Consider the following 21,907-nt stretch of genomic DNA (forward strand, 5'->3'; position numbering starts at 1 on the left):
CAACGATCACGCCAGATCGCCCCGGGTATTCCATTAATCAGAATCTTTTTCTAATTTATTCCAATCAATGGAATATCATGTGAAAAATCGAACGCAAGAATTCCACAGGAGCAAGCCATGGAAACCCCCTCGGCCGCCAGCGGCGGCGTGCCGCGTGTCTTTTCGGTGATCCGCGCGCTCGGCGCGGTGCAGGCCGAGGGCGGCCGCGTGACCCAGATCGCACGGTCCGTGGGCCTCACGCAGGCCACCACGCACCGCCTGCTGCAATCGCTCATGGCCGAGGGCATGGTCGAGCAGGACGAGCGCAGCAAGCTCTACCGGCTGAGCATCGATTTCTTCGCGCTCGCGGCCAGCGCCGGCAATCCGGGCGACCTGCGCTCCATCTGCCGCCCGGTGCTGCTGCGCCTGTGCGCGAGCCTGGGCGACAGCATCTTTCTGCTGGCGCGCAGCGGCTTCGACGCCATCTGCCTCGACCGCAGCGAAGGGCCGTTCCCGATCCGCTCGTTCACGGGCGACATCGGCGGGCGCATCGCGCTGGGGGTGGGGCAGGGCGCGCTCGCGATCCTGGCCTTCCTGCCCGAGGCGGAGCGCGAGGAGGTGATCCGCTTCAATCTTTCGCGCGTGCGCGAATACGGCGTGTACGACGAGGTCTACCTGCGCACCGAGATCGAGCGCGTGCGCCAGGCCGGCTACGCGGGGCGCAACACCGGCCTGCTCGAAGGCATGGCCGGCGTGGCGGTCCCCATCCTCGACCGCGAAGGCCGCGCGGTGGCTGCGCTCAGCGTGGGCACCATCGCCGACCGGCTCAATGCCGACCGCATGCCCACGGTGGTGGAACTGCTCAAGCGCGAGGCGGCGGCCATCGGGCCGAAGATCAATCCCTTCGATGCCACTTTGCGGCGGCCGGCGCAGAGCCTGGCGGGCTCGCCAGCGGGGCAGCGCATCAGCCTGCCCGAGCCGCCAGGGCCTGCCGCTTAGGTGCGAGCTGTGCGCTGAATGCACGAACGCTGTGGTAGTTCATTCATGGAACGCACCAAGTCCTTCCGTTTTTTCGCTATGCAAGCAGGCCCTGTTCGCAGATATTGAGCTGTTGCCGCACCCCCGCTGCCCTTCGTTCCTGTTCTCTTTTCTCCCTGCCGGAGCCTCCATGCCAGAAGCCCAAGCCCTCCTTCCTGTCGCCACCGAAATCGCGCAGCTGCTGCAGCGCCTCGGCGTTCCGGATGCCGCCCATGCCGGCGGCGAACTCACGGTGCGCTCGCCGGTCACCGGCGAGGTGGTCGCGCAAGTGCGGCAGACCACCGCCGCCGAAGCGGCCGCGACCATCGGCCAGGCGCACGAAGCCTTCAAGGCCTGGCGCAGCGTGCCCGCGCCGCGCCGCGGCGAGCTGGTGCGCCTGCTGGGCGAGGAACTGCGCGCGGCCAAGGCCGACCTCGGCCGCCTCGTCACGCTCGAGGCCGGCAAGATCCCGTCCGAAGGCGCGGGCGAGGTGCAGGAGATGATCGACATCTGCGACTTCGCGGTCGGCCTCTCGCGCCAGCTCTACGGCCTCACGCTCGCCACCGAGCGCGCCGAGCACCGCATGATGGAAACCTGGCATCCGCTGGGTGTGTGCGGCGTGATCTCGGCCTTCAACTTCCCGGTGGCCGTGTGGTCGTGGAATGCGGCGCTGGCGCTGGTGTGCGGCGACTCGGTGGTGTGGAAGCCGTCGGAAAAAACACCGCTCACGGCGCTGGCCGTGCATGCCATCGCGCAGCGCGCCCTCGCGCGTTTCGGCGATGCGCCCGAAGGCCTGCTCGGCCTGCTGCTGGGCCAGCGCGACATCGGCGAAGTGCTGGTCGACGACCACCGCGTGCCCATACTTTCCGCGACCGGCTCGACCGCGATGGGCCGGCAGGTGGGGCCCAAGCTGGCTGCACGCTTCGCGCGCGCCATCCTCGAACTCGGCGGCAACAACGCCGCCATCGTCACGCCCTCGGCCGACCTCGACCTCACGCTGCGCGCCATCGCGTTCTCGGCCATGGGCACGGCCGGCCAGCGCTGCACCACGCTGCGCCGGCTGTTCGTGCACGACAGCGTGTACGACGCGCTGGTGCCCAAGCTCGCCAGGGTTTACGGCAACGTGCAGGTGGGCGATCCGCGCGAGGCCGGCACGCTGGTTGGGCCGCTGATCGACCGCGCCGCCTTCGACGGCATGCAGAAGGCCTTGGGCGAAAGCCGCGAGATCGGCGCCACGGTGCATGGCGGCCAGCGCGTGGAGGGCATCGGCACCCATGACGCCTTCTACGTGCGCCCGGCGCTGGTCGAACTGAAGTCGCACGACGGCCCGGTGCTGCGCGAAACCTTCGCGCCCATCCTCTATGTGGTGCGCTACACCTCGCTGGACGACGCTATCGGATGGCACAACGCGGTGGGCGCGGGCCTGTCGTCGTCGATCTTCACGCTCAACGTACGCGAGGCCGAGCGCTTCCTGTCGAGCGCGGGCTCGGACTGCGGCATTGCCAACGTCAACATCGGCCCGAGCGGCGCCGAGATCGGCGGCGCCTTCGGCGGCGAGAAGGAAACCGGCGGCGGCCGCGAAGCCGGCTCCGACAGCTGGAAGGCGTACATGCGCCGCGCGACCAACACCATCAACTACTCGACCGCATTGCCGCTTGCCCAGGGCGTGACCTTCGAGATCAACGACTGACCGACTCCGGCCTTGTGTTCTTGCCGCGCGGCGTTTCGCTGCAGCGGCAGGGCGGCGGCCGTGCCCAAGAACAACAACCAGGAGACAGAGAACATGAAGATGCAATTGAAGACCATCACCACCGCTGCGGCGCTGCTCGCGCTCGCATTCGGCGCCGCCGCGCAGCAGGCCCCGGCCGGCGGCACGCTCGACAAGATCAGGAGCAGCGGCAAGGCCGTGCTCGGCGTGCGCGAAGCCTCGCCGCCCATGGCCTACATGCTGGGTGCGAACGACAAATACGTGGGCTACCACGTCGAGCTGTGCGAGCGCGTGCTCAAGGACATCGCGCCTTCGGCCCGGCTCGAATACATGGCCGTGACCGCGCAGAACACCATCCCGCTGGTGCAGAACGGCACGCTCGACATCGGCTGCGGCCCCACCACCAACAACACCGCGCGCCAGCAGCAGGTGGCGTTCGCGCTCACCACCTACGTGAGCGAGGTGCGCATGGCCACGCGCGTCGATTCGGGCATCAGCTCGCTCGACCAATTGGCGGGCCGCACCGTGTCGGCCTCCACCGGCACCACCGCCGTGCAGCTGCTGCGCAAGCGCGAGCGCGCGCAGAACACCACCATCACCACCATGCTCGGCAAGGACCACCTCGAAAGCTTCCTGCTGATGGAGTCGGGCCGCGCCGATGCCTTCGTGCTCGACGACAACCTGCTCGCGGGCATCATCGCGAACGCGAAGAACCCGTCGGCCTACCGCATCGTCGGCGATGCGCTGGGCTCCGAGCCCATCGCGCTGCTGTTCCGCAAGGACGACCCGGCCTTCAAGGCCGCGGTGGACGACGCGCTGCGCCGCCTCATGAAGAGCGGCGAGCTCGAGAAGATCTACACCAGGTGGTTCGTCGCGCCGATTCCGCCGAAGAACACCAGCCTGAACCTGCCGATGAGCGCGGCGCTGAAGCAGCTCATTGCCGAACCCAACGACAAGCCGCTGGAGGCCTACGCGAAGTGACATCCGCCGATTCAGCGCCTTGCGCATTCGAGCCCGCGCAGCGCGTGCGCGCCATCGGGGTTTCGGAAATCCTGCGCATCACCGACCATGCCAATGCGCTCAAGCGCGCCGGCCGGCCGGTGATCGTGCTGGGCGCGGGCGAGCCGGACTTCGACACGCCCGAGCCGATCCGCGCCGCCGCGGCCCGCGCCATGGAACGCGGCGACACGCGCTACACCGTGCTCGACGGCAGCCCGGCCATGAAGGCCGCGGTGCAGCTCAAGTTCAGGCGCGACAACGCGCTGGACTTCGCACTCGACGAGATCAGCGTGGGCGCGGGCGCCAAGCAGGTGATCTTCAACGCGCTGATGGCCAGCCTGAACCCGGGCGACGAGGTGATCCTGCCCGCACCGTACTGGACTTCGTATGCCGACATCGTGCAGATCTGCGGCGGCGTGCCGGTGAGCGTGCCCTGCGGCGAGGCCAACGGCTTCAGGCTCGATGCCGCGCAGCTCGAGGCGGCCATCACGCCGCGCACGCGCTGGCTGTTCCTGAATTCGCCTTCCAACCCGAGCGGCGCGGCCTACAGCGCGGCGCAGCTTGCGCCGCTGTGCGAGGTGCTGCTGCGGCATCCCAGGGTTTGGGTGCTGGCCGACGACATCTACGAGCACATCCTCTACGACGGCCACGCGTTCGCCACCCCGGCAGCGGTGGAACCGCGGCTGCGCGAGCGCACGCTCACCGTCAACGGCGTGTCCAAGGCCTATGCGATGACCGGCTGGCGCGTGGGCTACGGCGCCGGGCCGCGCGCGCTGATCGCGGCCATGGCGGTGGTGCAGAGCCAGTCGACCTCGTGCCCGTCGTCGGTGAGCCAGGCCGCCGCGATCGAGGCGCTCACGGGGCCGCAACACGTGGTGGCCGAGCGGCGCGGCGAGTTCCAGGCGCGGCGCGACTTCGTGGTGGCCGCCTTGAACCGCGCGCCGGGCCTGCATTGCCGCGTGCCCGAGGGCGCCTTCTATACCTTTGCGAGCTGCGCGGGCGTGCTCGGCCGGCGCACCCGCGGCGGCGCGCTGCTGCAGACCGACAGCGACTTCTGCGGCTACCTGCTGCAGGATTTCGAAGTGGCGGTGGTGCCGGGCAGCGTGTTCGGCCTCGCGCCGTACTTCCGAATTTCGTATGCCACGTCGATGGCGCAGCTGGAAGAGGCGTGTGCACGCATTGCCGCGGCATGCGAAGCTCTCGAATGACCCCGCTTTTCTCCCTCCCCTCCCGGGGGAGGGCGGGGGTGGGGGCTCGCGGCATGTCAATTGCTGCCGGCGTATCCAGCGCCGCCTGCCCCCATCCCAACCTTCCCCCGGAAGGGGAAGGCGCAAATACCAACACCTTCATTGCATTGGACTCAGCATGACCTCTCCCCGCACCGGCGGCCAGATCCTGGTCGACCAGCTCATCACCCACGGCGTCAGGCAGCTCTTCTGCGTGCCTGGCGAAAGCTTCCTGGCCGTGCTCGATGCGCTGCACGACGCTTCCATCGACGTGACCGTGTGCCGCCAGGAAGGCGGCGCCACGATGATGGCCGAGGCGCAGGGCAAGCTCACGGGCCGGCCCGGCGTCTGCTTCGTCACGCGCGGGCCGGGCGCCACCAACGCGGCGGCCGGCGTGCACATCGCGCACCAGGATTCGACGCCGCTGCTGCTGTTCGTGGGCCAGGTGGCGCGCGAGGCGCTGGGCCGCGAAGCCTTCCAGGAGCTGGACTACGGCGCGGTGTTCGGCACCATGGCCAAGTGGGTGGTGCAGATCGATGACCCCGCCCGCGTGCCCGAGCTGGTCTCGCGCGCCTTCCACGTCGCCACCTCGGGCCGGCCCGGGCCGGTGGTGATCGCGCTGCCCGAGGACATGCTGACCGAAGCCGCCGCCGTGGCCGACGCGCAGCCCTATGCAGTGGTCGAAACCCATCCGGGCGCAGCGCAGATCGCCGAGTTGCAGCAGCGCCTGTCGCGGGCCGAGCGGCCGGTCGCCATCCTGGGCGGCAGCCGCTGGTCCGAGGCCGCGACGCAGCAGTTCGCGGCTTTCGCCGAGGCGTTCTCGCTGCCGGTGTACTGCTCGTTCCGCCGCCAGATGCTGCTGTCGGCCGAGCATCCCTGCTACGCGGGCGACCTGGGCCTGGGCGCGAATCCGCGCATGCTCGAGCGCATCCGCCAGGCGGACCTGGTGCTGCTGGTGGGCGGGCGCCTGTCGGAAGTGCCCTCGCAGGGTTATGAACTGCTCGCCATTCCGCAGCCGAAGCAGGCGCTGGTGCATGTGCATGCCGACGCCGACGAGCTCGGCAAGCTCTACCGCCCGGCCCAGGGCATCCATGCCACGCCGCAGGCCTTTGCCGAGGCGGTGTCCGCGCTGCGCCCGGCCTCGCCGCCCGCCTGGCAGGCCGAGACGAAGACTGCGCGCGAAGACTTCCTGCGCTGGAGCGATCCGGCCCCGATCCGCATTCCGGGCCCGCTGCAGATGGGCGAGGTCATGCAGCACCTGCGCGAGGTGCTGCCGGCCGACACCATCTTCTGCAATGGCGCGGGCAATTTTGCGACCTGGGTGCACCGCTTCTGGCCATTCCGCGCGTTCGCGGGCCAGCTGGCGCCCACCAGCGGATCGATGGGCTACGGCCTGCCGGCCGGCGTGGGCGCCAAGCGGCTTTGGCCGCAGCGCGAGGTAGTGGTGTTCGCGGGCGACGGCGACTTCATGATGCACGGCCAGGAGTTCGCCACCGCGGTGCAGTACGGCCTGCCGATCCTCGTGGTGCTGCTCGACAACGCCATGTACGGCACCATCCGCATGCACCAGGAAAAGCACTACCCGGGCCGCGTGAGCGCCACGCAGCTGAAGAACCCCGACTTCCGCGGCTATGCCGAGGTGTTCGGCGGCCACGGCGAGCGCGTGGCCAGCACCGCGGAGTTCGGTCCCGCGCTGGCGCGGGCGCGTGCCAGCGGCAAGCCCGCGATCCTGCATTGCCTGCTCGACCCCGAAGCCATCACGCCGGCCAGCACGCTGCAGTCGATCCGCAAGGCCGCTCTCGCCGCGGGCTGAAGAAATCAGCCCAGCCCGTCCGCATAGCGCGGCAGCGGGTTCGGCAGATGGCCGTCGGGCGCGCGCGCCGCCAGCCGCGCGGCGCGCGCCAGCGGTTCCATCGCCTGCTCCAGCCGGGTGGCGAGCAGGTACAGGTCTTCGTCCTTGGTCTCGACCGCATGCGCGCGCGTCATGCGCACGATCTCCGCGGCGTATTCGGCATTGGTGGCCATCCATTCGGTGTCCGTCACGCGCCCGTGCTTTCGCCTGAGCGCCACGTGCAGGCGCGCGGCCAGCGCAATGCGTTCGCTTTCGGACATGGACATGACGGCCTCCATGGATGGATCAAGCACTTGCGTGCACAAGTCATGCCATACCGTTAACGGTCCGAAACACTTTGGTTTGCGAACCGCCCCACAGCGCTAAGGCAAAGCGGGTAATTCCCAATGCACTGGGCCGGTGCACCGCCTAAAGTCTGCCCACTCGCGAACGGGCCCAGCTCGTACTGCCGAGGGTCCGAGGAGACAAATTCGGTCTACAACAAAAATTCTTCAAGGCTTCCGCTCGAGAAGCCGTGCTGAACTTGAAAAGGCGTCGCTGGTCGGCGTCTTTTTTTTTGCCTGCCGCCACCCTCCCGCTGAGGCATTTGCTTCTCGCCGAAGAGCGCTCTCGCGCCCGTCCCACTTCTGGTTGAAGCTCCTTTTTTGATAGCAATCCGGGTGCGACAATCCCGCCATGGAAATGCTGGTGGTCACGGGCGCCTCGCTGCTCGCGGGTTTTGTCGATTCGATCGTGGGGGGCGGAGGGCTGATCCTCGTGCCGGCGCTCTTTGCCGTCTTTCCGGGCGCACCGCCGGCCACCTTGCTGGGCACCAACAAGAGCGCGTCCATTTGGGGCACGGCGGCCGCGGCGGCCCAGTTCAGCCAGCGCGTCCAGATGCGCTGGGGCGCCCTGTGGCCGGCCGCGCTGCTCGGTTTCGCGGGTTCGATGCTCGGCGCCTGGGGCGTCACGGTGTTCCCGGGCGACTTCCTGCGCCGCGCGCTGCCCATCGTGCTGCTGGGCGTACTGCTCTACACGCTGGCGCGCAAGGACCTGGGCCGCAACCATGCGCCGCGCTTCAGCGGACGGGCCGAAACCCTGGCGGCCTGCACCATCGGGCTCTCGATCGGCTTCTACGACGGCTTCTTCGGCCCCGGCGCGGGCAGCTTCCTGGTGTTCCTGTTCGTGCGCTGGATGGGCTACGACTTCCTGAACGCCTCGGCCTCGGCCAAGATCATCAACACGCTCACCAACGCCGCGGCCCTGCTGCTGCTCGCGCTCAAGGGGCACGTCTGGTGGCACTATGGGCTGGTGATGGCGGTGGCCAACGTGGCCGGCAGCCTGGCGGGCACGCGTGTTGCGCTGAAACACGGGGCCGGCTTCGTGCGGGTGGTGTTCATCGTCGTGGTGAGCGCGCTGATCCTGAAGACCGCCTACGACGCATTCCTGAAATAGCCAGACCCGAAAGTCCCTGCATGCCGCCGCCAGAGCCTCTCGAACCCCCCCCTCCCGTCAGCTTCTGGCAGGCCTTCGCCTACTGGCTCAAGCTCGGCTTCATCAGCTTCGGCGGGCCGGCCGGGCAGATCGCGCTGATGCACCAGGAACTGGTCGAGCGCCGGCGCTGGATCTCGGAGAAGCGCTTCCTGCATGCGCTGAACTACTGCATGGTGCTGCCCGGCCCCGAAGCCCAGCAGCTGGCCACCTACATCGGCTGGCTCATGCACCGCACCTGGGGCGGCCTCGCGGCGGGCGTGCTCTTCGTGCTGCCGTCGCTCTTCATCCTGATCGCGCTGTCGTGGGCCTACATGGCCTACGGCCACGTGCCGGCCGTGGCGGGCCTGCTCTACGGCGTGAAGCCCGCAGTGACGGCCATCGTGCTGTTCGCCGCCTGGCGCATCGGCTCGCGGGTGCTCAAGAACGCATGGCTCTGGGCGATTGCCGTGGCGGCCTTCGTGGCGATCTTCGCGCTGCGCCTGCCGTTCCCGCTGATCGTGCTGGCCGCCGGGGCCATCGGCTACTTCGGCAGCCGCTTCGCGCCGGCGTACTTTGCGGCGGGCGGCGGGCACGGCAGCGCCGCGTCGTCGGCCGGGCCGGCGCTGATCGACGACGGCACGCCGACGCCGCCGCACGCCCTTTTCGGCTGGGGCCGTTTCGTGCGCGTGCTGGCGGTGTTCCTTGCGCTGTGGCTCGGCGCCCTCGGCGCCCTCGCGGCGCTGTACGGCTGGAACGGCGCGCTCACGCAGATGGCCTGGTTCTTCACCAAGGCGGCGCTTTTGACCTTCGGCGGCGCGTATGCGGTGCTGCCCTATGTGTTCCAGGGCGCGGTCGACCACTACCACTGGCTCAGCGCCACGCAGATGATCGACGGACTGGCGCTCGGGGAAACCACGCCCGGCCCGCTGATCATGGTGGTCTCGTTCGTGGGCTTCGTGGGCGGCTGGGGCCAGGCGCTGTTCGGCCCGCAGGCGCTGTTCGCGGCGGGCGCGGCGGCGGCGGCGGTGGTGACCTTCTTCACCTTCCTGCCGTCGTTCCTGTTCATCTTGTTGGGCGGACCCTTCATCGAATCGACCCACGGCAACCTGAAATTCACGGCGCCGCTCACCGCCATCACCGCAGCCGTGGTCGGCGTGATCGTCAATCTGGCGGTCTTCTTCGCCTACCACGTGCTCTGGCCTGCGGGGTTGTCCGGGCCCTTCGAGGCCCCCTCCGCCGTGATCGGCGTCCTCGCGGCCATCGCGCTCTTCCGCTTCAAGGCCGGCGTGATCCCGGTGGTGCTCGCCTCCGCGCTCGCGGGCATGGCCTGGCAACTGCTTGCGCGCTGACCGCCGCAAGCGGAGTCGAGTCCAGGAACACCGCGGAACCGGCTTTGCCGGGCCGCCGGTGTTGCCCCCTTGAGGGGGAGGCGGCTACACGAAGTGAGCCGTTTCGGGGGTGGGCCAGGAACACCGCGGAACCGGCTTTGCCGGGCCGCCGGTGTTGCCCCCTTGAGGGGGAGTCGAGCTACACGAAGTGAGCGAGGGACGGGGGTGGGTTATTCCTCGACGAAGGCTTCTTCGCGCTTGGCCTTGATCGACGGCAGCAGCACGATGCCCAGCAGCAGCGCCGCCGCCACCAGCAGGCCGGCCGACAGCGGCCGCGTGATGAACACGCTCCACGCGCCGCGCGACAGCAGCAGCGCGCGCCGCAGGTTCTCTTCCATCATCGGCCCGAGGATGAAGCCCAGCAGCAACGGAGCCGGCTCGGTGCGCAGCTTCAGGAACAGGTAGCCGATGAAGCCGAAGATCGCGACCATCCACACGTCGAAGGTGTTGTTGTTGGTCGAGTACACGCCAATCGCGCAGAACAGCACGATCGCCGGGAACAGGAACTTGTAGGGCACCGTCAAGAGCTTGATCCACATGCCGATCAGCGGCAGGTTCAGGATGATCAGCATCGCGTTGCCGATCCACATCGAGGCGATCAGGCCCCAGAACAGCTCGGGGTTGCTGGTCATCACCTGCGGGCCGGGCTGGATGTTGTGGATGGTCATCGCACCCACCATCAGCGCCATCACCGCGTTGGGCGGAATGCCCAGCGTCAGGAGCGGGATGAAGGAGGTCTGCGCGCCGGCATTGTTGGCCGATTCGGGCGAGGCCACGCCGCGGATGTTGCCCTTGCCGAAGGCCACTTCGCCGGGGCGCATCTTGATCTTCTTCTCCAGCGCGTAGGCCGCAAAAGCCGCCAGCAGCGCGCCGCCGCCCGGCAGGATGCCGAGCGCCGAACCCAGCGCCGTGCCGCGCAGCACCGCGGGCGTCATGCGCTTGAAGTCTTCCTTGGTGGGCCACAGGCCCTTGACCTTGTGCGTGAACACCTCGCGCTCGTCGTCGGGCTGCGAGAGGTTGCCGATGATTTCGCCGTAGCCGAACACGCCCATGGCGATCACCACGAAGCCGATGCCGTCGGTGAGTTCCGGAATGTCGAAGCTGTAGCGCGCCACGCCGGAATTCACATCGGTGCCCACGATGCCGAGCAGGAGGCCCAGCACGATCATGGCCACCGCCTTGAGCAGCGAGCCCGAAGCCAGCACCACGGCGCCGATCAGGCCCAGCACCATCAGCGAGAAGTATTCGGCCGGACCGAACTTGAAGGCCAGCTCGGTCAGCGGCGGCGCAAAGGCTGCGAGGATCAGCGTGCCGACGCAGCCGGCAAAGAACGAGCCCAGGCCCGCCGCGGCCAGCGCCGGGCCCGCGCGGCCCTGCCTTGCCATCTGGTAGCCGTCGATGCAGGTGACCACCGAGGACGACTCCCCGGGCAGGTTCACCAGGATCGCGGTGGTCGAGCCGCCGTACTGCGCGCCGTAGTAGATGCCGGCCAGCATGATCAGCGCCGACACAGGCGGCAGTGCGTAGGTGGCGGGCAGCAGCATCGCGATGGTCGCGACCGGGCCGATGCCCGGCAGCACGCCGATCAAGGTGCCCAGGATGCAGCCGACCAGGCAGTACAGCAGGTTGGTGAAAGTGAAGGCGACGCCGAAGCCGGTCGCGAGGTTGTGGAACAGTTCCATGGCGGTGTGCTCCTCAACCCGAGATGAAAGTAGGCCAGACCTGGATCTGGAGCTTGAGCGCCCAGATGAAGGCCACATAGCTGCCGGCCGCCAGGATGGTGGACAGCACCAGCACGTCGCGCAGCTTGAAATGTTCACCGGCCATGCTCGAGATGATGGTGAGCGCGTAGATCGCGACGATCATCCCCATGGCGGGCACGCCGATGCTCGGCAGGCCGCCCAGCAGCACGCCGAACGCCAGGTTGGCGCCGAGCACGAAGGCCAGCGGCTTCCAGGCCCATTTGCCGATCTTGTCGCCGCCGGCGGTTTCGACCACCATCGCCTGGAACATGATGAACGCCCCGAGCACGGCCAGCAGGATGCCCAGCATGAGCGGGAAATAACCGGGTCCCATGCGGGCACCGTCGCCGATGTTGTAGGTGGTGGCGCCTATGGCGAAAGCGCCGCCCACGGCTGTGAACATGACTCCTGAAAAGAAGTCAGCCTGACTCTTTATACGCATTGTCTCGACCCTCTTGATTGGAGGAGTGAGGGTCGTCGCCCACGGCTGACCGCTGGCTGACCGGCCCGGTAGGGACAAATGCGTACAAGGGTTCTCCCGTGAGCCCGGCGCAAGCGGGCAAAGGAAGAAGGCGGAAACGAAAAAAGCTCCCGAAGGAGCTTTTTTACTTGAGAGCGAGGTCTCGGTGGGAGGGCTTAGTAGCCGCCGCGGCCACCGCCGCCGCCGCCGTAGCCGCCGCCACCACCGCTGCGGCCACCGCCGCCACCACCGTAGCCGCCGCCGCCACCACCACCGCCGTAACCACCACCGCCGCCGCCGCCGTAGCCGCCGCCACCACCGGTACGGGGGGGACGGGCTTCCATCGGACGTGCTTCGTTCACGGTCAGGGCACGGCCCTGGAGCGAATGGCCGTTCATGGCTTCAACGGCTGCCAGCGCTTCAGCGTCGGTGCCCATTTCCACGAAACCGAAGCCCTTGGAGCGGCCGGTGTCGCGTTCCATCATGACCTTGGCGCTGACGATCGAGCCGAACTCGCCGAAAGCCTGTTCCAGGTCGTTGTCACGCACGGAGTAGGCGAGGTTGCCTACGTAGAGTTTCTTGCCCATTGAGGGACTCCTAATTCAAACCAACAAGACAAAGCGATGGAGTCCCAGAATCACAACAAACAAATGCGCTGTGGCGCGAAACTGACCGATCACCGAATTACGTGCACGGGAGCAAGCTCACAGACACGTAGGCCGGATTATCAAGCCGTTCCGGAAAAAGCGTACCGAAATCAGCGCTTATTACGAAACATCACGTCCTGACGGGCGGTTTCGCAACGGTTGCAGCAGGCCGGAGAGGCCGTTGTGGTCTATTTCATGCATCAAATGGAGCAGCCGGCCAATTTCGCCCGCGGGAAAACCCTCGCGTGCGAACCAATTGAGGTAATTTCCGGGCAAATCGGCAATCAGCGTGCCCTTGTGCTTGCCGAAGGGCATTTCGAGCGTGACGAGGCGCTGCAGGTCTTCGGGTTTCATTGAAATTCAGCCTCCTGCGCGCCTGACGGTGTGGCCCTGCTTCGAGAGCGCGGCGATCACCAGTTCGCGGTGGTCCCCCTGGATCTCGATGATGCCGTCCTTCACCGTGCCGCCCGAGCCGCAGGCCGTCTTGAGCTGCTTGCCCAGCGCCGCGAGTGCCGCCGCATCGAGCGCGAGGCTCTTGACCACGGTCACGCCCTTGCCCTTGCGGCCCTTGGTCTCGTGGGATACACGCACAATGCCGTCGGTGGCCGGCGCGCGCGCCTTGATCTGCCTGCAGCGGCACTGCGCCGCCGGCGCGCCGCAGTCGGGGCACATGCGGCCGCCCGCCTCGGTGGAGTACACCAGGGCGCTGGCCTGACTGCTTTTCATCGTTGCCATTCGATCGATCTCTTCTTTTTCTTCACTTCTTCACTGTCCCCGGTTCATTCTCTGTCTGCTCACATGCCATTCGACTCACTGGGCCTGGCCCCCGCGCTCGTGCAGGCTGCCGCCGAAAGCGGCTACGCCGCGCCGACCGCCATCCAGGCTGCGGCCATTCCCGCCATTCTGCAAGGCCGCGACGTGCGGGGCTCGGCGCAGACCGGTTCCGGCAAGACCGCCGCATTTTCCCTCCCGCTGCTGCAGCGCCTGGCCGCCGAGCGTGCACAGGCGCCGCGGCGCGTGCGCGCGCTGGTGCTCGTGCCCACGCGCGAGCTCGCGGCCCAGGTCGGCGAAGCCATGCGCAGCCTTGCGCAGCACCTGCCCGAGCGGCTCAAGATCGCAATTGCCTTCGGCGGCGTGTCGATCAACCCGCAGATGATGAGCCTGCGCGGCGGCGCCGACATCGTGGTGGCCACGCCGGGCCGCCTGCTCGACCTGGTGGAGCACAACGCGCTGAAGCTCGGCGCCGTGTCCATGCTCGTGCTCGACGAGGCCGACCGCCTGTTCGACCTCGGCTTTGCCGAGGAGCTGGGCCGCATCCTCGCGCTGCTGCCGGCGCGGCGCCAGAACCTGCTGTTCTCGGCCACTTTCCCGCCCGCCATCCAGGCGCTGGCCGACGGCACGCTGCACGACCCCGCGGTGATCGACGTGCAGGGCGAGCCCGGCACCGAGCCCGCCATCGTGCAGCGCGTGATCGAGGTCGACGCGAACCGCCGCACGCAGCTGCTGCGCCATCTGCTGAAGGAAAACGACTGGGACCGCGTGCTGGTCTTCGTCGCCACGCAGCATGCGGCGCAGACCGTGGCCGAGAAGCTGTACAAGAACGGCGTGTATGCCGTGCCCTTCCACGGCGACATCGCGCAGGGCACGCGCACCGGCATCCTCGCGCAGTTCAAGGAGAGCCGCTGGGACGTGGTGATTGCCACCGACCTGGCCGCGCGCGGCATCGACATTGCACAGCTGCCCGTGGTGATCAACTACGACCTGCCGCGCTCGCCCACCGACTACATCCACCGCATCGGCCGCACGGGCCGCGCCGGCGAGAGCGGGCTGGCGATCAGCTTCGTGAGCGCGGCCACCGAGGCGCACTTCCGCCTGATCGAGAAGCGCCAGGGCCTGCACCTGCCGCGCGAGCGCATCGAGGGCTTCGAGCCGGCCGAGGCCGCCGTGCCGATGGCCGATGCCTCCGGCACCGGCGGCATCAAGGGCAAGCGGCCGAGCAAGAAGGACAAGCTGCGCGCGGCCGCCGCGCTCGCTGCCGCGCAGCATGATGCGGGTGAAAAGAGCGACTGACCGGCGCCGCTCGGTCCGGCGCGCAGTTCATCGGATGCGCGCTACGCGGGCTTGTGCAGGAAGCTCGCGAGCAGGTCCACCGGCAGCGGGAAGACGATGGTGGTGTTCTTGTCCGCGCCGATCACCGTCAGCGTTTCCAGGTAGCGCAGCTGGATCGCCTGCGGCTCCTGCGCCAGCACGCGCGCGGCCTGGAACAGCTTCTCGGAGGCCTGCAGCTCGCCTTCGGCATGGATCACCTTGGCACGCCGCTCACGCTCCGCCTCGGCCTGCCGCGCAATGGCGCGGACCATCGATTCGGTGAGGTCGATCTGCTTGATCTCCACGTTGGAGACCTTGATGCCCCACGAAGCCGTCTGCACGTCGAGCGACTCGCGCACATCCAGGTTGAGTTTTTCCCGCTCGGCCAGCATGTCGTCCAGCTGGTGCTTGCCCAGCACCGAGCGCAGCGTGGTCTGCGCCAGCTGGCTGGTCGCGTTGAAGAAATCCTTGACCTCGATGATGGCCTTTTCGGCGTCGACGATGCGGAAGTAGACGACCGCGCTGACCTTCACCGACACGTTGTCGCGCGAGATCACGTCCTGGGTCGGAACCTCGAGCACCACGGTGCGCAGATCGACCCGCACGACCTGCTGGATGGCGGGAAACACCATCACCAGTCCGGGCCCCGCGACTTTCGAGAATCGCCCCAGGGTGAACACGATGCCGCGCTCGTATTCGCGGAAGATCCAGATCGCGGAAAAGAGCAGCACCACCAGCAGGACGAACATGAGGGTGCCGATGCCGGAAGTGAAAGAGAACATGGCGGCCTCCTGCGACTCAGCGACAGCGCTGGACTGTTGGACCTTCGGTGCGCGCGGGCGTTCCGCGACGGGGCCGATACATGAAGCCCAGGCGCGGCGATCTTCTCGCCGCGCGGTCGGCCCGAGGTCCGGCGTCCACGTGCGCTTCAGCCGCGCGGCGGCCGCTTGGCGATGCCCATGGTCTTGGCGAGGATGCCGAGCATCACTTCGTCTGCGCCGCCGCCGATGGAGCCGAGCCGCCCGTCGCGGTACAGCCGCGAGACGCGGTTCTCGAGCGTGAAGCCCATGCCGCCCCAGAACTGCAGGCAGGTATCGGCCACCTGGCGCGTGAGCCGGCCGGTCTTGAGCTTGGCCATCGAGGCCAGTTCGAGCACGTCCCGGCCCTGCACATGCAGGTCGCAGGCGCGGTAGGCGAGGGCGCGCAGCGCCTCCACCTCGGTCTTGAGTTCGGCCAGCTTGAACTGCACCCACTGCTGGTCGGCCAGCGTGGCGCCAAACATCCGGCGCTGCTGCGCCCATTCGATGGTCTGCGCGATGCAGTCCTCCATCGGTTCGAGCGAACTCGCGGCGGCCCACAGGCGCTCTTCCTGGAACTGCTGCATCTGGTAGACGAATCCCTGGCCCTCTTCGCCGATGCGATAGCGCTGCGGCACGCGCACCTCGTCGAAATGGATCAGGCCCGTGTCGCTCGAATGCATGCCGATCTTGCGGAACTTCTTCGCCTTCTCGATGCCGGGGCTGTCCATCGGCACGATCACGAGCGACTTGTTGCGGTGCACCGGGCCCTCGCTGGTGTTGACCAGCATGCACATCCAGTCGGCCTGCAGGCTGTTGGTGATCCACATCTTCTGGCCGCTGATGAGGTAGTCGCCGCCGTCCTTGCGCGCATGGCTCCTGAGGCCCGCCACGTCGCTGCCCGCACCGGGCTCGCTCACGCCGATGCAGCCGACCGTCTCTCCCGCGATCGCAGGCGCGAGGAACTCGCGGCGCAGTTCGTCGCTGCCGAAGCGCGCGAGCGCAGGCGTGCACATGTCGGTCTGCACGCCGATGGCCATCGGCACGCCGCCGCAGCTGATGTGGCCCAAGGCCTCGGCCATCGCCATCGCATACGAATAGTCGAGCCCGGCGCCGCCGAAGGCCTCGGGCTTGTTGAGGCCCAGCATGCCCAGCCGGCCGAGCTTCCCGAAGACCTCGTGCGCGGGAAAGATCTCGGCCTCCTCCCATTCGTCGACATGCGGATTGATCTCGTCGTCGATGAAGCGGCGCAGCGTGTTCTGGATCTCGAGATGTTCGTGGGTGTACTGCATGCGGTTGTCTCCAATCGGTGGTTCGTCTCGCCGCCGTCCTGGAACACGCGTGGCGTCTGTGCAGGATGGAAGCCGTCGAAACACCGCAACGCCGCGCACGCACACCCGTGCGAGCTGCACCGACTCTAGGGCGCTGATGCGCGCCCGGCTTGCGCCAATTAGCTGGTGCGGACCCGCCGTGGCGCAGCGGGCGCGTCCATGCTGGTGCCCGTGATCACCCAGTAGATGAAGATCAGCACCGCACCGGCCGTGCCGAACACCGTCAGGCCCATGTAGTTGCCGCCGATGGCCAGCGCGTCGGTGGGGGCGGCCGCGATGCAGATCATGCTGGCCGCGCTCATGCCCACGTAGTGCATGGTGCAGACCGCCACGCCCATCACGGCCGCCGCGGCGATCTGGTGTGTCAGCCGGCGCAGGTTGAAGGCCAGCCAGAGGGCCGCGCCGGCGGCGGTGATGGCAATGGCCACGGACAGCGCCACGATGGTGGGGTCGAAATCCATCGAGGCGCGCATGTTCATCGCGAACATGCCCATGTAATGCATCACGCACACGCCCAGCCCCGCGAGCAGGCTTCCGGCCAGCCAGCCGGCCCGGCTGAACTTGCGCCGCCCGCCCGCCATGTACAGCGCAATGCCCGAGATCAGGATGGCCGCCACCAGCGAGACCACCGTGAGCGGCACGTTGTAGGAAATGCCCACCGGCAGGCGGTACGCCAGCATGCCGATGAAGTGCATCGACCAGATGCCGATACCGCCCAGCGCCACCGCAGCGCACGCGACGACCGCGAGATTGGGTTTGCCGTCGGCGCCGACCATGCGCCCCGCGCAGATCAGCGCCACCAGGGAGCCCGCGAACGAGATGAGGAACGAGAGCGCCACCAGCCCCGGCGAATACTCGGGCGACAGCAGTTGGCCAACGACGAGGGGAGTCATGTCTTTTCTTCTCCTAAAAAGGAACGCCCGCCGCCGCCGGCCACCCGGCCGAAGATGTAACGAGACGTCCGTTCAGGAGTTTGTAATAGTTGTTTTCAAAAGTAAATCACTTATTCATGGGACGGATGCGGTAGATCGCGTTGTTCCGGTCGGCCGCCATATAGATGCTCCCGTCGCTGTCCACCGCGACACCCGTGACCACGTAGGGCGGCGGCAGGCCCGGCCCCGCGGCCAGTCCGATCGGCAGGTTGTCCGCCACGGTGCGGCGTGAGCCGCTGGCCGGATCGATCTCCACCAGCCGGCGCGCCGCGCTCTCGGCCACGATGAAGCTGCCCCAGGGCGTCTCGGCCACGCCTTCGGGCAGCGCCAGGCCTTCGGCAATGGCGCGCAGCGGGGCGCTGGCATCGAGCGGAATGCGGGTCAGCTTGCCTGCGGCTTCGGTGACGTAGAGCGCGCCGTCGCGGCCGACGATCATCTGCACCGGGCCGCCCAGCCCGCTGGCGAGCACTTGCTTCTCGGCAAAATGAGGGCCGCTCGCGCGGGTGATGCTGCCGGTGGCGATCTCGGCATAGATCACGCTGCCGTCGGCCATGGGAATGGCATCGAACGGCGCCTTCAGTCCGTGGATGGTTTCGACGGTCCGAAGCGTCTGGCGGTCCACCAGCTGAACGGTGCCCGTGAACCATGAGGTCAGCGCGAAGCGCGTGCCCGACAGGCCGACGGCGAACGGATAGTCGAGTTCCGGATCGCGCTGCATGCGGAACACGTCGCGCACTTCGCCGGTGCGCACGTCCACCTGCCGGAAGCCGAACACATCGGCCACCCAGAGCGTTCGGCCTTCGATCTTGAGCCCCGCCGGCGCCGCGAGCTTGCCGCTGGTGAGCGTGCGCAGCACTCCGGTGGCAGGGTCGAAGGACTGCACTTCGTTGTTGGCCATGTTCGACACGTAGATCGTGCCGTCCGGGGCAATGGCCAGGTTGTCGAGCGACGGACGCAATTGCCTGGCGACGGTCTTGCGGCCCGTGGCAAGGTCCACCCTGACCAGTTCGCCGCTGCGCGCATCGACCACCCAGAGATTGCCCTTGCCGTCGAGGTTGGCGGCCGCGGGAATCTTGAAACCGTCGGCGATCACGGCCATGCTGCCGTTCGCCGGATCGATCTTCACCACCTGGCCCTTGAACCACAGCGGCCCGTAGAGCATGCCGTCGGGGCCGACCTCGAAGCCGTTGAAGCCGCCCATGTCCTTCTTGATGAGCCGCGGCGGCTTCTGGCCCGTGCGGTTGATCTCCCACAGCGCGTCGCCCAGGAACACCTGCGAGGCGTAGAGCTTGCCGCTGCTGCGGTCGAAGTCCAGCGAATTGAGGCCGGGCAGGTCCTTGGCGAGCACGCGCATCGGCGCGCCGTCGCTTTCGCGGTAGCGCAGCATGCCCATGAGGTAGTTGGTCCACGCCAGCTCGCCCCTGGGGCCGACCGCGATGTCGTCGGCCTGGCCTTCGGGCGCGTCGATCAGGACCTTGGCCGCGCCGGTGCCGCGGTCGACCTCCCACAGCGTGTTGCCGAGCACCGAGCCCGCGAGCAGGCGGCCCTTCTGGTCGATGGCCAGGCCGTGGACGCCCGCGAAGGAGGAGGGCGCGACCAGCACTTCGGGCTCGGACCACGCGGCGGGGCGGGTGGGTGATGGCGGCGGCGGCGGCGCGATGCTGCCGCAGCCGGCCAGCAGGGCGAAGATGGCGATGAGTGCGGCGGCACGGATGAACGGGCGGCAGGGCATGTCTTCTCTCCTTCTTTTGGATGCGCGCGAGCAGTCTAGAAGGAAGGAGGGGAGGCGGGGCAGTCTCTCCCGGGACATGCGGCCTTTCGTCCGCGCGGCTCACCCGCGCAGCAGCTGCGTCGCCGTGTGGATCGAGAGCCCCACCAGCCCGCCCACCAGCGTGCCGTTGATGCGGATGAATTGCAGGTCGCGTCCGATGTGGCGCTCCAGCTCGCTGGTCATCTCGCTGGCGTTCCAGTCGGCAACGCGCTCCTCGATGTAGCGGCGGATGTCCTCGCGGTAGCGCTCGATGGCCAGCGGCGCGGCCGCCTCGATCTGCTCGTTGATCCAGCGGCGGATCGCCTCGTCGGCCTGCAGCCGCGTGCCGAGCGCGCCCGCCATCGATGCGATGCGCTGGCGGATGGTGGAGTCGCCCCGGCCGAGGTCGTCGTGCAGCCAGGCCAGCAGCTCGCCCCAGATGCCGTGCAGGTAGTCGCCGAGTGCGGGATGCGCCATCAGCTCGGCGCGGATCTGCTCGCCGCGCTGCTGGAACTCGGGGTCGAGCTTGAGCCGCACCACGAAGTCGTCGACGAAGTGGTCGAAGCGCCGGCGCATCGGATGCCCGGGCTCGGCCGCCAGTTCGGCGATGGTGCGTGCCACGGCTGCCACGATCTTGCGCGTGGCGAGCTTGGCCGCCACCTGGTCCAGGCCCACGTAGCGCAGCGTCTTGATCTCGCGCGCAATGGCTTCGGTGATGTGCGCCTGCACCTCCTCGCCCTCGAGCAGGCCGGCCACCTGCTGCAGCACGTCGTCGAGCAGCGCCTGGTGGCGCCCGCCGGCCGTGAGTGCATCCAGCGCCTGGCCCATCAGCCGCGAGAGATCGATCTTCCGGAGGCCGGCCGCCGCGGCGCGTCCCATGAAGGCGCGCACGCGCTCGTCGTCGAATGCAGCGAGTCCGTAGCGGGCGGCCGCCATGCCCCATTCGCCGAGCTTTTGGCCGCTCGCGGGCCGCGCCAGCCAATCGGCGATGCGCCCGGCCGCGTCGAACTCGCGCAGCTTGGCGAGCACCTGCTCGGTGCCGAGGAAGTTGTTGCAGATGAAGCCGGCCAGCTTGGCGCCGATGCGGTCCTTGTTGCTCGGGATGATCGCGGTGTGCGGGATCGGCAGGCCCAGCGGATGGCGGAACAGCGCCACCACCGCAAACCAGTCGGCCATGGCGCCGACCATCGCGGCTTCGGCAAAGGCCGCCACGTAGCCCCAGGCCGGATGCTCGCCGTGCAGCGCGCTGGCCAGCGCATAGAGCAGCGCCGCGGCGCACAGCAGGCCGAGCGCGACCCGCTTCATGCGCCGCAGCGCGCCGCTGCCGTGGCTGTCTTCAGCCAATGGTCGGCGTGGCGGCAAGGCGTTCCATGAACAGTTCGCAGCGCGCCAGCTGCTCCAGGCTCACGAATTCGTCGGGCTGGTGCGCCTGCTCGATGCTGCCCGGGCCGCACACCACGGTGGGGATGCCGGCGTTCTTGAACAGGCCCGCTTCGGTGCCGAAGGCCACCAGCGTGGTGCGCTCCTCGCCCGCAAGGCGCTGCGCGAGCAGCGTGACCGGATCCGTGGCCGCACCGAGGAAGCTCGGAATCTCGCAGATGGTCTCGAAGCGGAAGCCCGCATCGGGCGCCACCTTCTTCATCGACGCCTCGAGGCTGCCGGCATAGGAGACGACCTCGTCCTGCATCTTCCTGGCGTCGGCGGTTGGCAGGTCGCGGAATTCATAGCGGAACTCGGCGTCGCGCGGCACCACGTTGTCGGCGATGCCGCCGTGGAACTGGCCCACGCTCGCGGTGCTGAAGGGCACGTCGAAGCCTTCGTAGCGCGGTTCGCTGCGCTCGAAGCCTTCGGCCATGTCGCGCACCTTGCCGACCACGCGCGCCGCCATCTCGATGGCATTGACCGACTGCGGCGTGAGCGACGAATGCGCCTCCTTGCCGCGCACGCAGCAGCGGTAGCGGTATACGCCCTTGTGGGCGATGGCCGGCACCATGCTGGTGGGCTCGCCCACGATGCAGGCGAGCGGCTTGATGCCGGCGTCGCGCATGTCGGCGATCAGTTCCTTCACGCCGAAGCAGCCGATCTCCTCTTCATAACTGAAGGCGAAGTGCACCGCGAAGGGCGAGTCGCTTTCCAAGAAGCGCTTGGCATTGGACAAGGCGATGGCAATGAAGCTCTTCATGTCGGCCGAGCCGCGCCCGTAGAGGCGCTCGTTGCGCAGCGTGGCGGAGAGCGGGTCGACGCTCCAGTCCTGCCCGTCCCACGGCACCGTGTCGGTGTGGCCCGAGATGATGACGCCGGCCGGCTTGCCCTCGCCGAGGGTGGCGAACAGGTTGGCCTTGGTGCGTTCGGCGTTGTAGGTGATGCGGCTCTTCACGCCCAGGGCGGCGAGGTGGCTCTGGGCCAGGTCGATCAGCTGGAGGTTGCTGTTCTCGCTGACGGTGTTCATGCGCACCAGCGACTGGGCCAGCGCGAGGCTTTGGGGGGAAAGCGTAGGGGACATGCAACACATTGTCCAAGAAGTCGGCGCCGAACGCCG

Annotated in this window: 20 protein-coding genes; 8 read left to right on the top strand and 12 right to left on the bottom strand. The window is 68.1% G+C overall.

Annotated elements, in window-relative coordinates:
- The first annotated feature begins 117 nt into the window (after nucleotides 1–117).
- The 5 genes from IB278_RS10785 (at nucleotide 118) to IB278_RS10805 (ending at nucleotide 6,742) form a co-directional block, all read left to right on the top strand.
- Nucleotides 118–978, top strand: coding sequence for an IclR family transcriptional regulator (locus IB278_RS10785; protein ID WP_018903905.1), 861 nt, complete (start codon nucleotides 118–120; stop codon nucleotides 976–978).
- Between the two features lie 169 nt (nucleotides 979–1,147).
- Nucleotides 1,148–2,686, top strand: a complete 1,539-nt coding sequence (locus IB278_RS10790; RefSeq protein ID WP_192323411.1) for an aldehyde dehydrogenase family protein — start codon at nucleotides 1,148–1,150, stop codon at nucleotides 2,684–2,686.
- Nucleotides 2,687–2,779: 93 nt separating this feature from the next.
- Nucleotides 2,780–3,685 carry an amino acid ABC transporter substrate-binding protein gene (locus tag IB278_RS10795; RefSeq protein WP_192323412.1) on the top strand — a complete coding sequence of 302 codons (906 nt, stop codon included), beginning with the start codon at nucleotides 2,780–2,782 and terminating at the stop codon, nucleotides 3,683–3,685.
- A complete protein-coding gene (locus IB278_RS10800; RefSeq protein ID WP_192323413.1) occupies nucleotides 3,682–4,911 on the top strand; it encodes a pyridoxal phosphate-dependent aminotransferase in 1,230 nt (409 codons plus the stop codon). The genes IB278_RS10795 and IB278_RS10800 overlap by 4 nt, the downstream gene beginning before the upstream one ends.
- Nucleotides 4,912–5,068: 157 nt before the next feature.
- Entirely contained in the window at nucleotides 5,069–6,742 is a 1,674-nt protein-coding gene (locus IB278_RS10805; protein ID WP_192323414.1) for a thiamine pyrophosphate-binding protein, read from the top strand.
- Nucleotides 6,743–6,747: 5 nt separating this feature from the next.
- Here IB278_RS10805 and IB278_RS10810 read toward each other — a convergent pair whose 3' ends face one another.
- Complete coding sequence (locus IB278_RS10810) at nucleotides 6,748–7,047, bottom strand: hypothetical protein (RefSeq protein ID WP_370878894.1); 300 nt, start codon at nucleotides 7,045–7,047, stop codon at nucleotides 6,748–6,750.
- Between the two features lie 409 nt (nucleotides 7,048–7,456).
- Between IB278_RS10810 and IB278_RS10815 the strand changes: the two genes are divergently transcribed.
- A complete protein-coding gene (locus IB278_RS10815; protein ID WP_145742810.1) occupies nucleotides 7,457–8,215 on the top strand; it encodes a TSUP family transporter in 759 nt (252 codons plus the stop codon).
- Between the two features lie 20 nt (nucleotides 8,216–8,235).
- A complete protein-coding gene (gene chrA / locus IB278_RS10820) occupies nucleotides 8,236–9,582 on the top strand; it encodes a chromate efflux transporter (RefSeq protein WP_192323415.1) in 1,347 nt (448 codons plus the stop codon).
- Nucleotides 9,583–9,791: 209 nt separating this feature from the next.
- Here the strand turns inward: chrA and IB278_RS10825 are convergent, their stop codons facing one another.
- From IB278_RS10825 to IB278_RS10845, 5 genes are all read right to left on the bottom strand, one after another.
- Entirely contained in the window at nucleotides 9,792–11,303 is a 1,512-nt protein-coding gene (locus IB278_RS10825) for a tripartite tricarboxylate transporter permease (RefSeq protein ID WP_192323416.1), read from the bottom strand.
- Between the two features lie 13 nt (nucleotides 11,304–11,316).
- Nucleotides 11,317–11,805 (bottom strand): tripartite tricarboxylate transporter TctB family protein, encoded by a 489-nt coding sequence (locus tag IB278_RS10830; RefSeq protein ID WP_145742804.1) that lies wholly within the window; start codon nucleotides 11,803–11,805, stop codon nucleotides 11,317–11,319.
- 194 nt (nucleotides 11,806–11,999) lie between these two features.
- Complete coding sequence (locus tag IB278_RS10835) at nucleotides 12,000–12,410, bottom strand: RNA recognition motif domain-containing protein (protein WP_192323417.1); 411 nt, start codon at nucleotides 12,408–12,410, stop codon at nucleotides 12,000–12,002.
- 180 nt (nucleotides 12,411–12,590) lie between these two features.
- Nucleotides 12,591–12,824 (bottom strand): DUF3820 family protein, encoded by a 234-nt coding sequence (locus IB278_RS10840; RefSeq protein WP_021005079.1) that lies wholly within the window; start codon nucleotides 12,822–12,824, stop codon nucleotides 12,591–12,593.
- Nucleotides 12,825–12,830: 6 nt separating this feature from the next.
- Nucleotides 12,831–13,205 carry a translation initiation factor Sui1 gene (locus IB278_RS10845; protein WP_192323418.1) on the bottom strand — a complete coding sequence of 125 codons (375 nt, stop codon included), beginning with the start codon at nucleotides 13,203–13,205 and terminating at the stop codon, nucleotides 12,831–12,833.
- A gap of 63 nt (nucleotides 13,206–13,268) precedes the next feature.
- Between IB278_RS10845 and IB278_RS10850 the strand changes: the two genes are divergently transcribed.
- Complete coding sequence (locus IB278_RS10850; protein ID WP_145742798.1) at nucleotides 13,269–14,540, top strand: DEAD/DEAH box helicase; 1,272 nt, start codon at nucleotides 13,269–13,271, stop codon at nucleotides 14,538–14,540.
- A 41-nt stretch (nucleotides 14,541–14,581) separates the two neighbouring features.
- Here the strand turns inward: IB278_RS10850 and IB278_RS10855 are convergent, their stop codons facing one another.
- From IB278_RS10855 to argE, 6 genes are all read right to left on the bottom strand, one after another.
- Nucleotides 14,582–15,307: a slipin family protein gene (locus IB278_RS10855; protein WP_412556325.1), complete on the bottom strand. Its 726-nt coding sequence runs from the start codon at nucleotides 15,305–15,307 to the stop codon at nucleotides 14,582–14,584.
- A 179-nt stretch (nucleotides 15,308–15,486) separates the two neighbouring features.
- Nucleotides 15,487–16,647 carry an acyl-CoA dehydrogenase family protein gene (locus IB278_RS10860; protein ID WP_192323420.1) on the bottom strand — a complete coding sequence of 387 codons (1,161 nt, stop codon included), beginning with the start codon at nucleotides 16,645–16,647 and terminating at the stop codon, nucleotides 15,487–15,489.
- A gap of 158 nt (nucleotides 16,648–16,805) precedes the next feature.
- On the bottom strand, nucleotides 16,806–17,579 hold the full coding sequence (locus IB278_RS10865) for an MHYT domain-containing protein (RefSeq protein ID WP_145742792.1): 774 nt from the start codon (nucleotides 17,577–17,579) through the stop codon (nucleotides 16,806–16,808).
- Nucleotides 17,580–17,685: 106 nt separating this feature from the next.
- The gene (locus IB278_RS10870) at nucleotides 17,686–19,350 is read right to left on the bottom strand and encodes a hypothetical protein (protein ID WP_192323421.1); all 1,665 of its coding nucleotides are present in this window, start codon (nucleotides 19,348–19,350) and stop codon (nucleotides 17,686–17,688) included.
- Nucleotides 19,351–19,449: 99 nt separating this feature from the next.
- Complete coding sequence (locus tag IB278_RS10875) at nucleotides 19,450–20,712, bottom strand: DUF445 domain-containing protein (protein WP_225612846.1); 1,263 nt, start codon at nucleotides 20,710–20,712, stop codon at nucleotides 19,450–19,452.
- Nucleotides 20,705–21,871 (bottom strand): acetylornithine deacetylase, encoded by a 1,167-nt coding sequence (argE, locus tag IB278_RS10880; protein WP_145742788.1) that lies wholly within the window; start codon nucleotides 21,869–21,871, stop codon nucleotides 20,705–20,707. The genes IB278_RS10875 and argE overlap by 8 nt, the downstream gene beginning before the upstream one ends.
- Nucleotides 21,872–21,907 lie beyond the last annotated feature (36 nt).

Origin of the sequence: Variovorax sp. VRV01 (assembly GCF_014852545.1) — a bacterium.
Taxonomy (GTDB): Bacteria; Pseudomonadota; Gammaproteobacteria; order Burkholderiales; family Burkholderiaceae_C; genus Variovorax; species Variovorax beijingensis_A.

Coding starts and splice junctions, on each gene's coding strand:
- IB278_RS10785 (WP_018903905.1), top strand. CDS start 118: ATGGAAACCCCCTCGGCCGCCAGCGGCGGCGTGCCGCGTGTCTTTTCG.
- IB278_RS10790 (WP_192323411.1), top strand. CDS start 1,148: ATGCCAGAAGCCCAAGCCCTCCTTCCTGTCGCCACCGAAATCGCGCAG.
- IB278_RS10795 (WP_192323412.1), top strand. CDS start 2,780: ATGAAGATGCAATTGAAGACCATCACCACCGCTGCGGCGCTGCTCGCG.
- IB278_RS10805 (WP_192323414.1), top strand. CDS start 5,069: ATGACCTCTCCCCGCACCGGCGGCCAGATCCTGGTCGACCAGCTCATC.
- IB278_RS10810 (WP_370878894.1), bottom strand. CDS start 7,047: ATGTCCATGTCCGAAAGCGAACGCATTGCGCTGGCCGCGCGCCTGCAC.
- IB278_RS10815 (WP_145742810.1), top strand. CDS start 7,457: ATGGAAATGCTGGTGGTCACGGGCGCCTCGCTGCTCGCGGGTTTTGTC.
- chrA (WP_192323415.1), top strand. CDS start 8,236: ATGCCGCCGCCAGAGCCTCTCGAACCCCCCCCTCCCGTCAGCTTCTGG.
- IB278_RS10825 (WP_192323416.1), bottom strand. CDS start 11,303: ATGGAACTGTTCCACAACCTCGCGACCGGCTTCGGCGTCGCCTTCACT.
- IB278_RS10830 (WP_145742804.1), bottom strand. CDS start 11,805: ATGCGTATAAAGAGTCAGGCTGACTTCTTTTCAGGAGTCATGTTCACA.
- IB278_RS10835 (WP_192323417.1), bottom strand. CDS start 12,410: ATGGGCAAGAAACTCTACGTAGGCAACCTCGCCTACTCCGTGCGTGAC.
- IB278_RS10840 (WP_021005079.1), bottom strand. CDS start 12,824: ATGAAACCCGAAGACCTGCAGCGCCTCGTCACGCTCGAAATGCCCTTC.
- IB278_RS10845 (WP_192323418.1), bottom strand. CDS start 13,205: ATGGCAACGATGAAAAGCAGTCAGGCCAGCGCCCTGGTGTACTCCACC.
- IB278_RS10850 (WP_145742798.1), top strand. CDS start 13,269: ATGCCATTCGACTCACTGGGCCTGGCCCCCGCGCTCGTGCAGGCTGCC.
- IB278_RS10855 (WP_412556325.1), bottom strand. CDS start 15,307: ATGTTCGTCCTGCTGGTGGTGCTGCTCTTTTCCGCGATCTGGATCTTC.
- IB278_RS10860 (WP_192323420.1), bottom strand. CDS start 16,647: ATGCAGTACACCCACGAACATCTCGAGATCCAGAACACGCTGCGCCGC.
- IB278_RS10865 (WP_145742792.1), bottom strand. CDS start 17,579: ATGACTCCCCTCGTCGTTGGCCAACTGCTGTCGCCCGAGTATTCGCCG.
- IB278_RS10870 (WP_192323421.1), bottom strand. CDS start 19,350: ATGCCCTGCCGCCCGTTCATCCGTGCCGCCGCACTCATCGCCATCTTC.
- argE (WP_145742788.1), bottom strand. CDS start 21,871: ATGTCCCCTACGCTTTCCCCCCAAAGCCTCGCGCTGGCCCAGTCGCTG.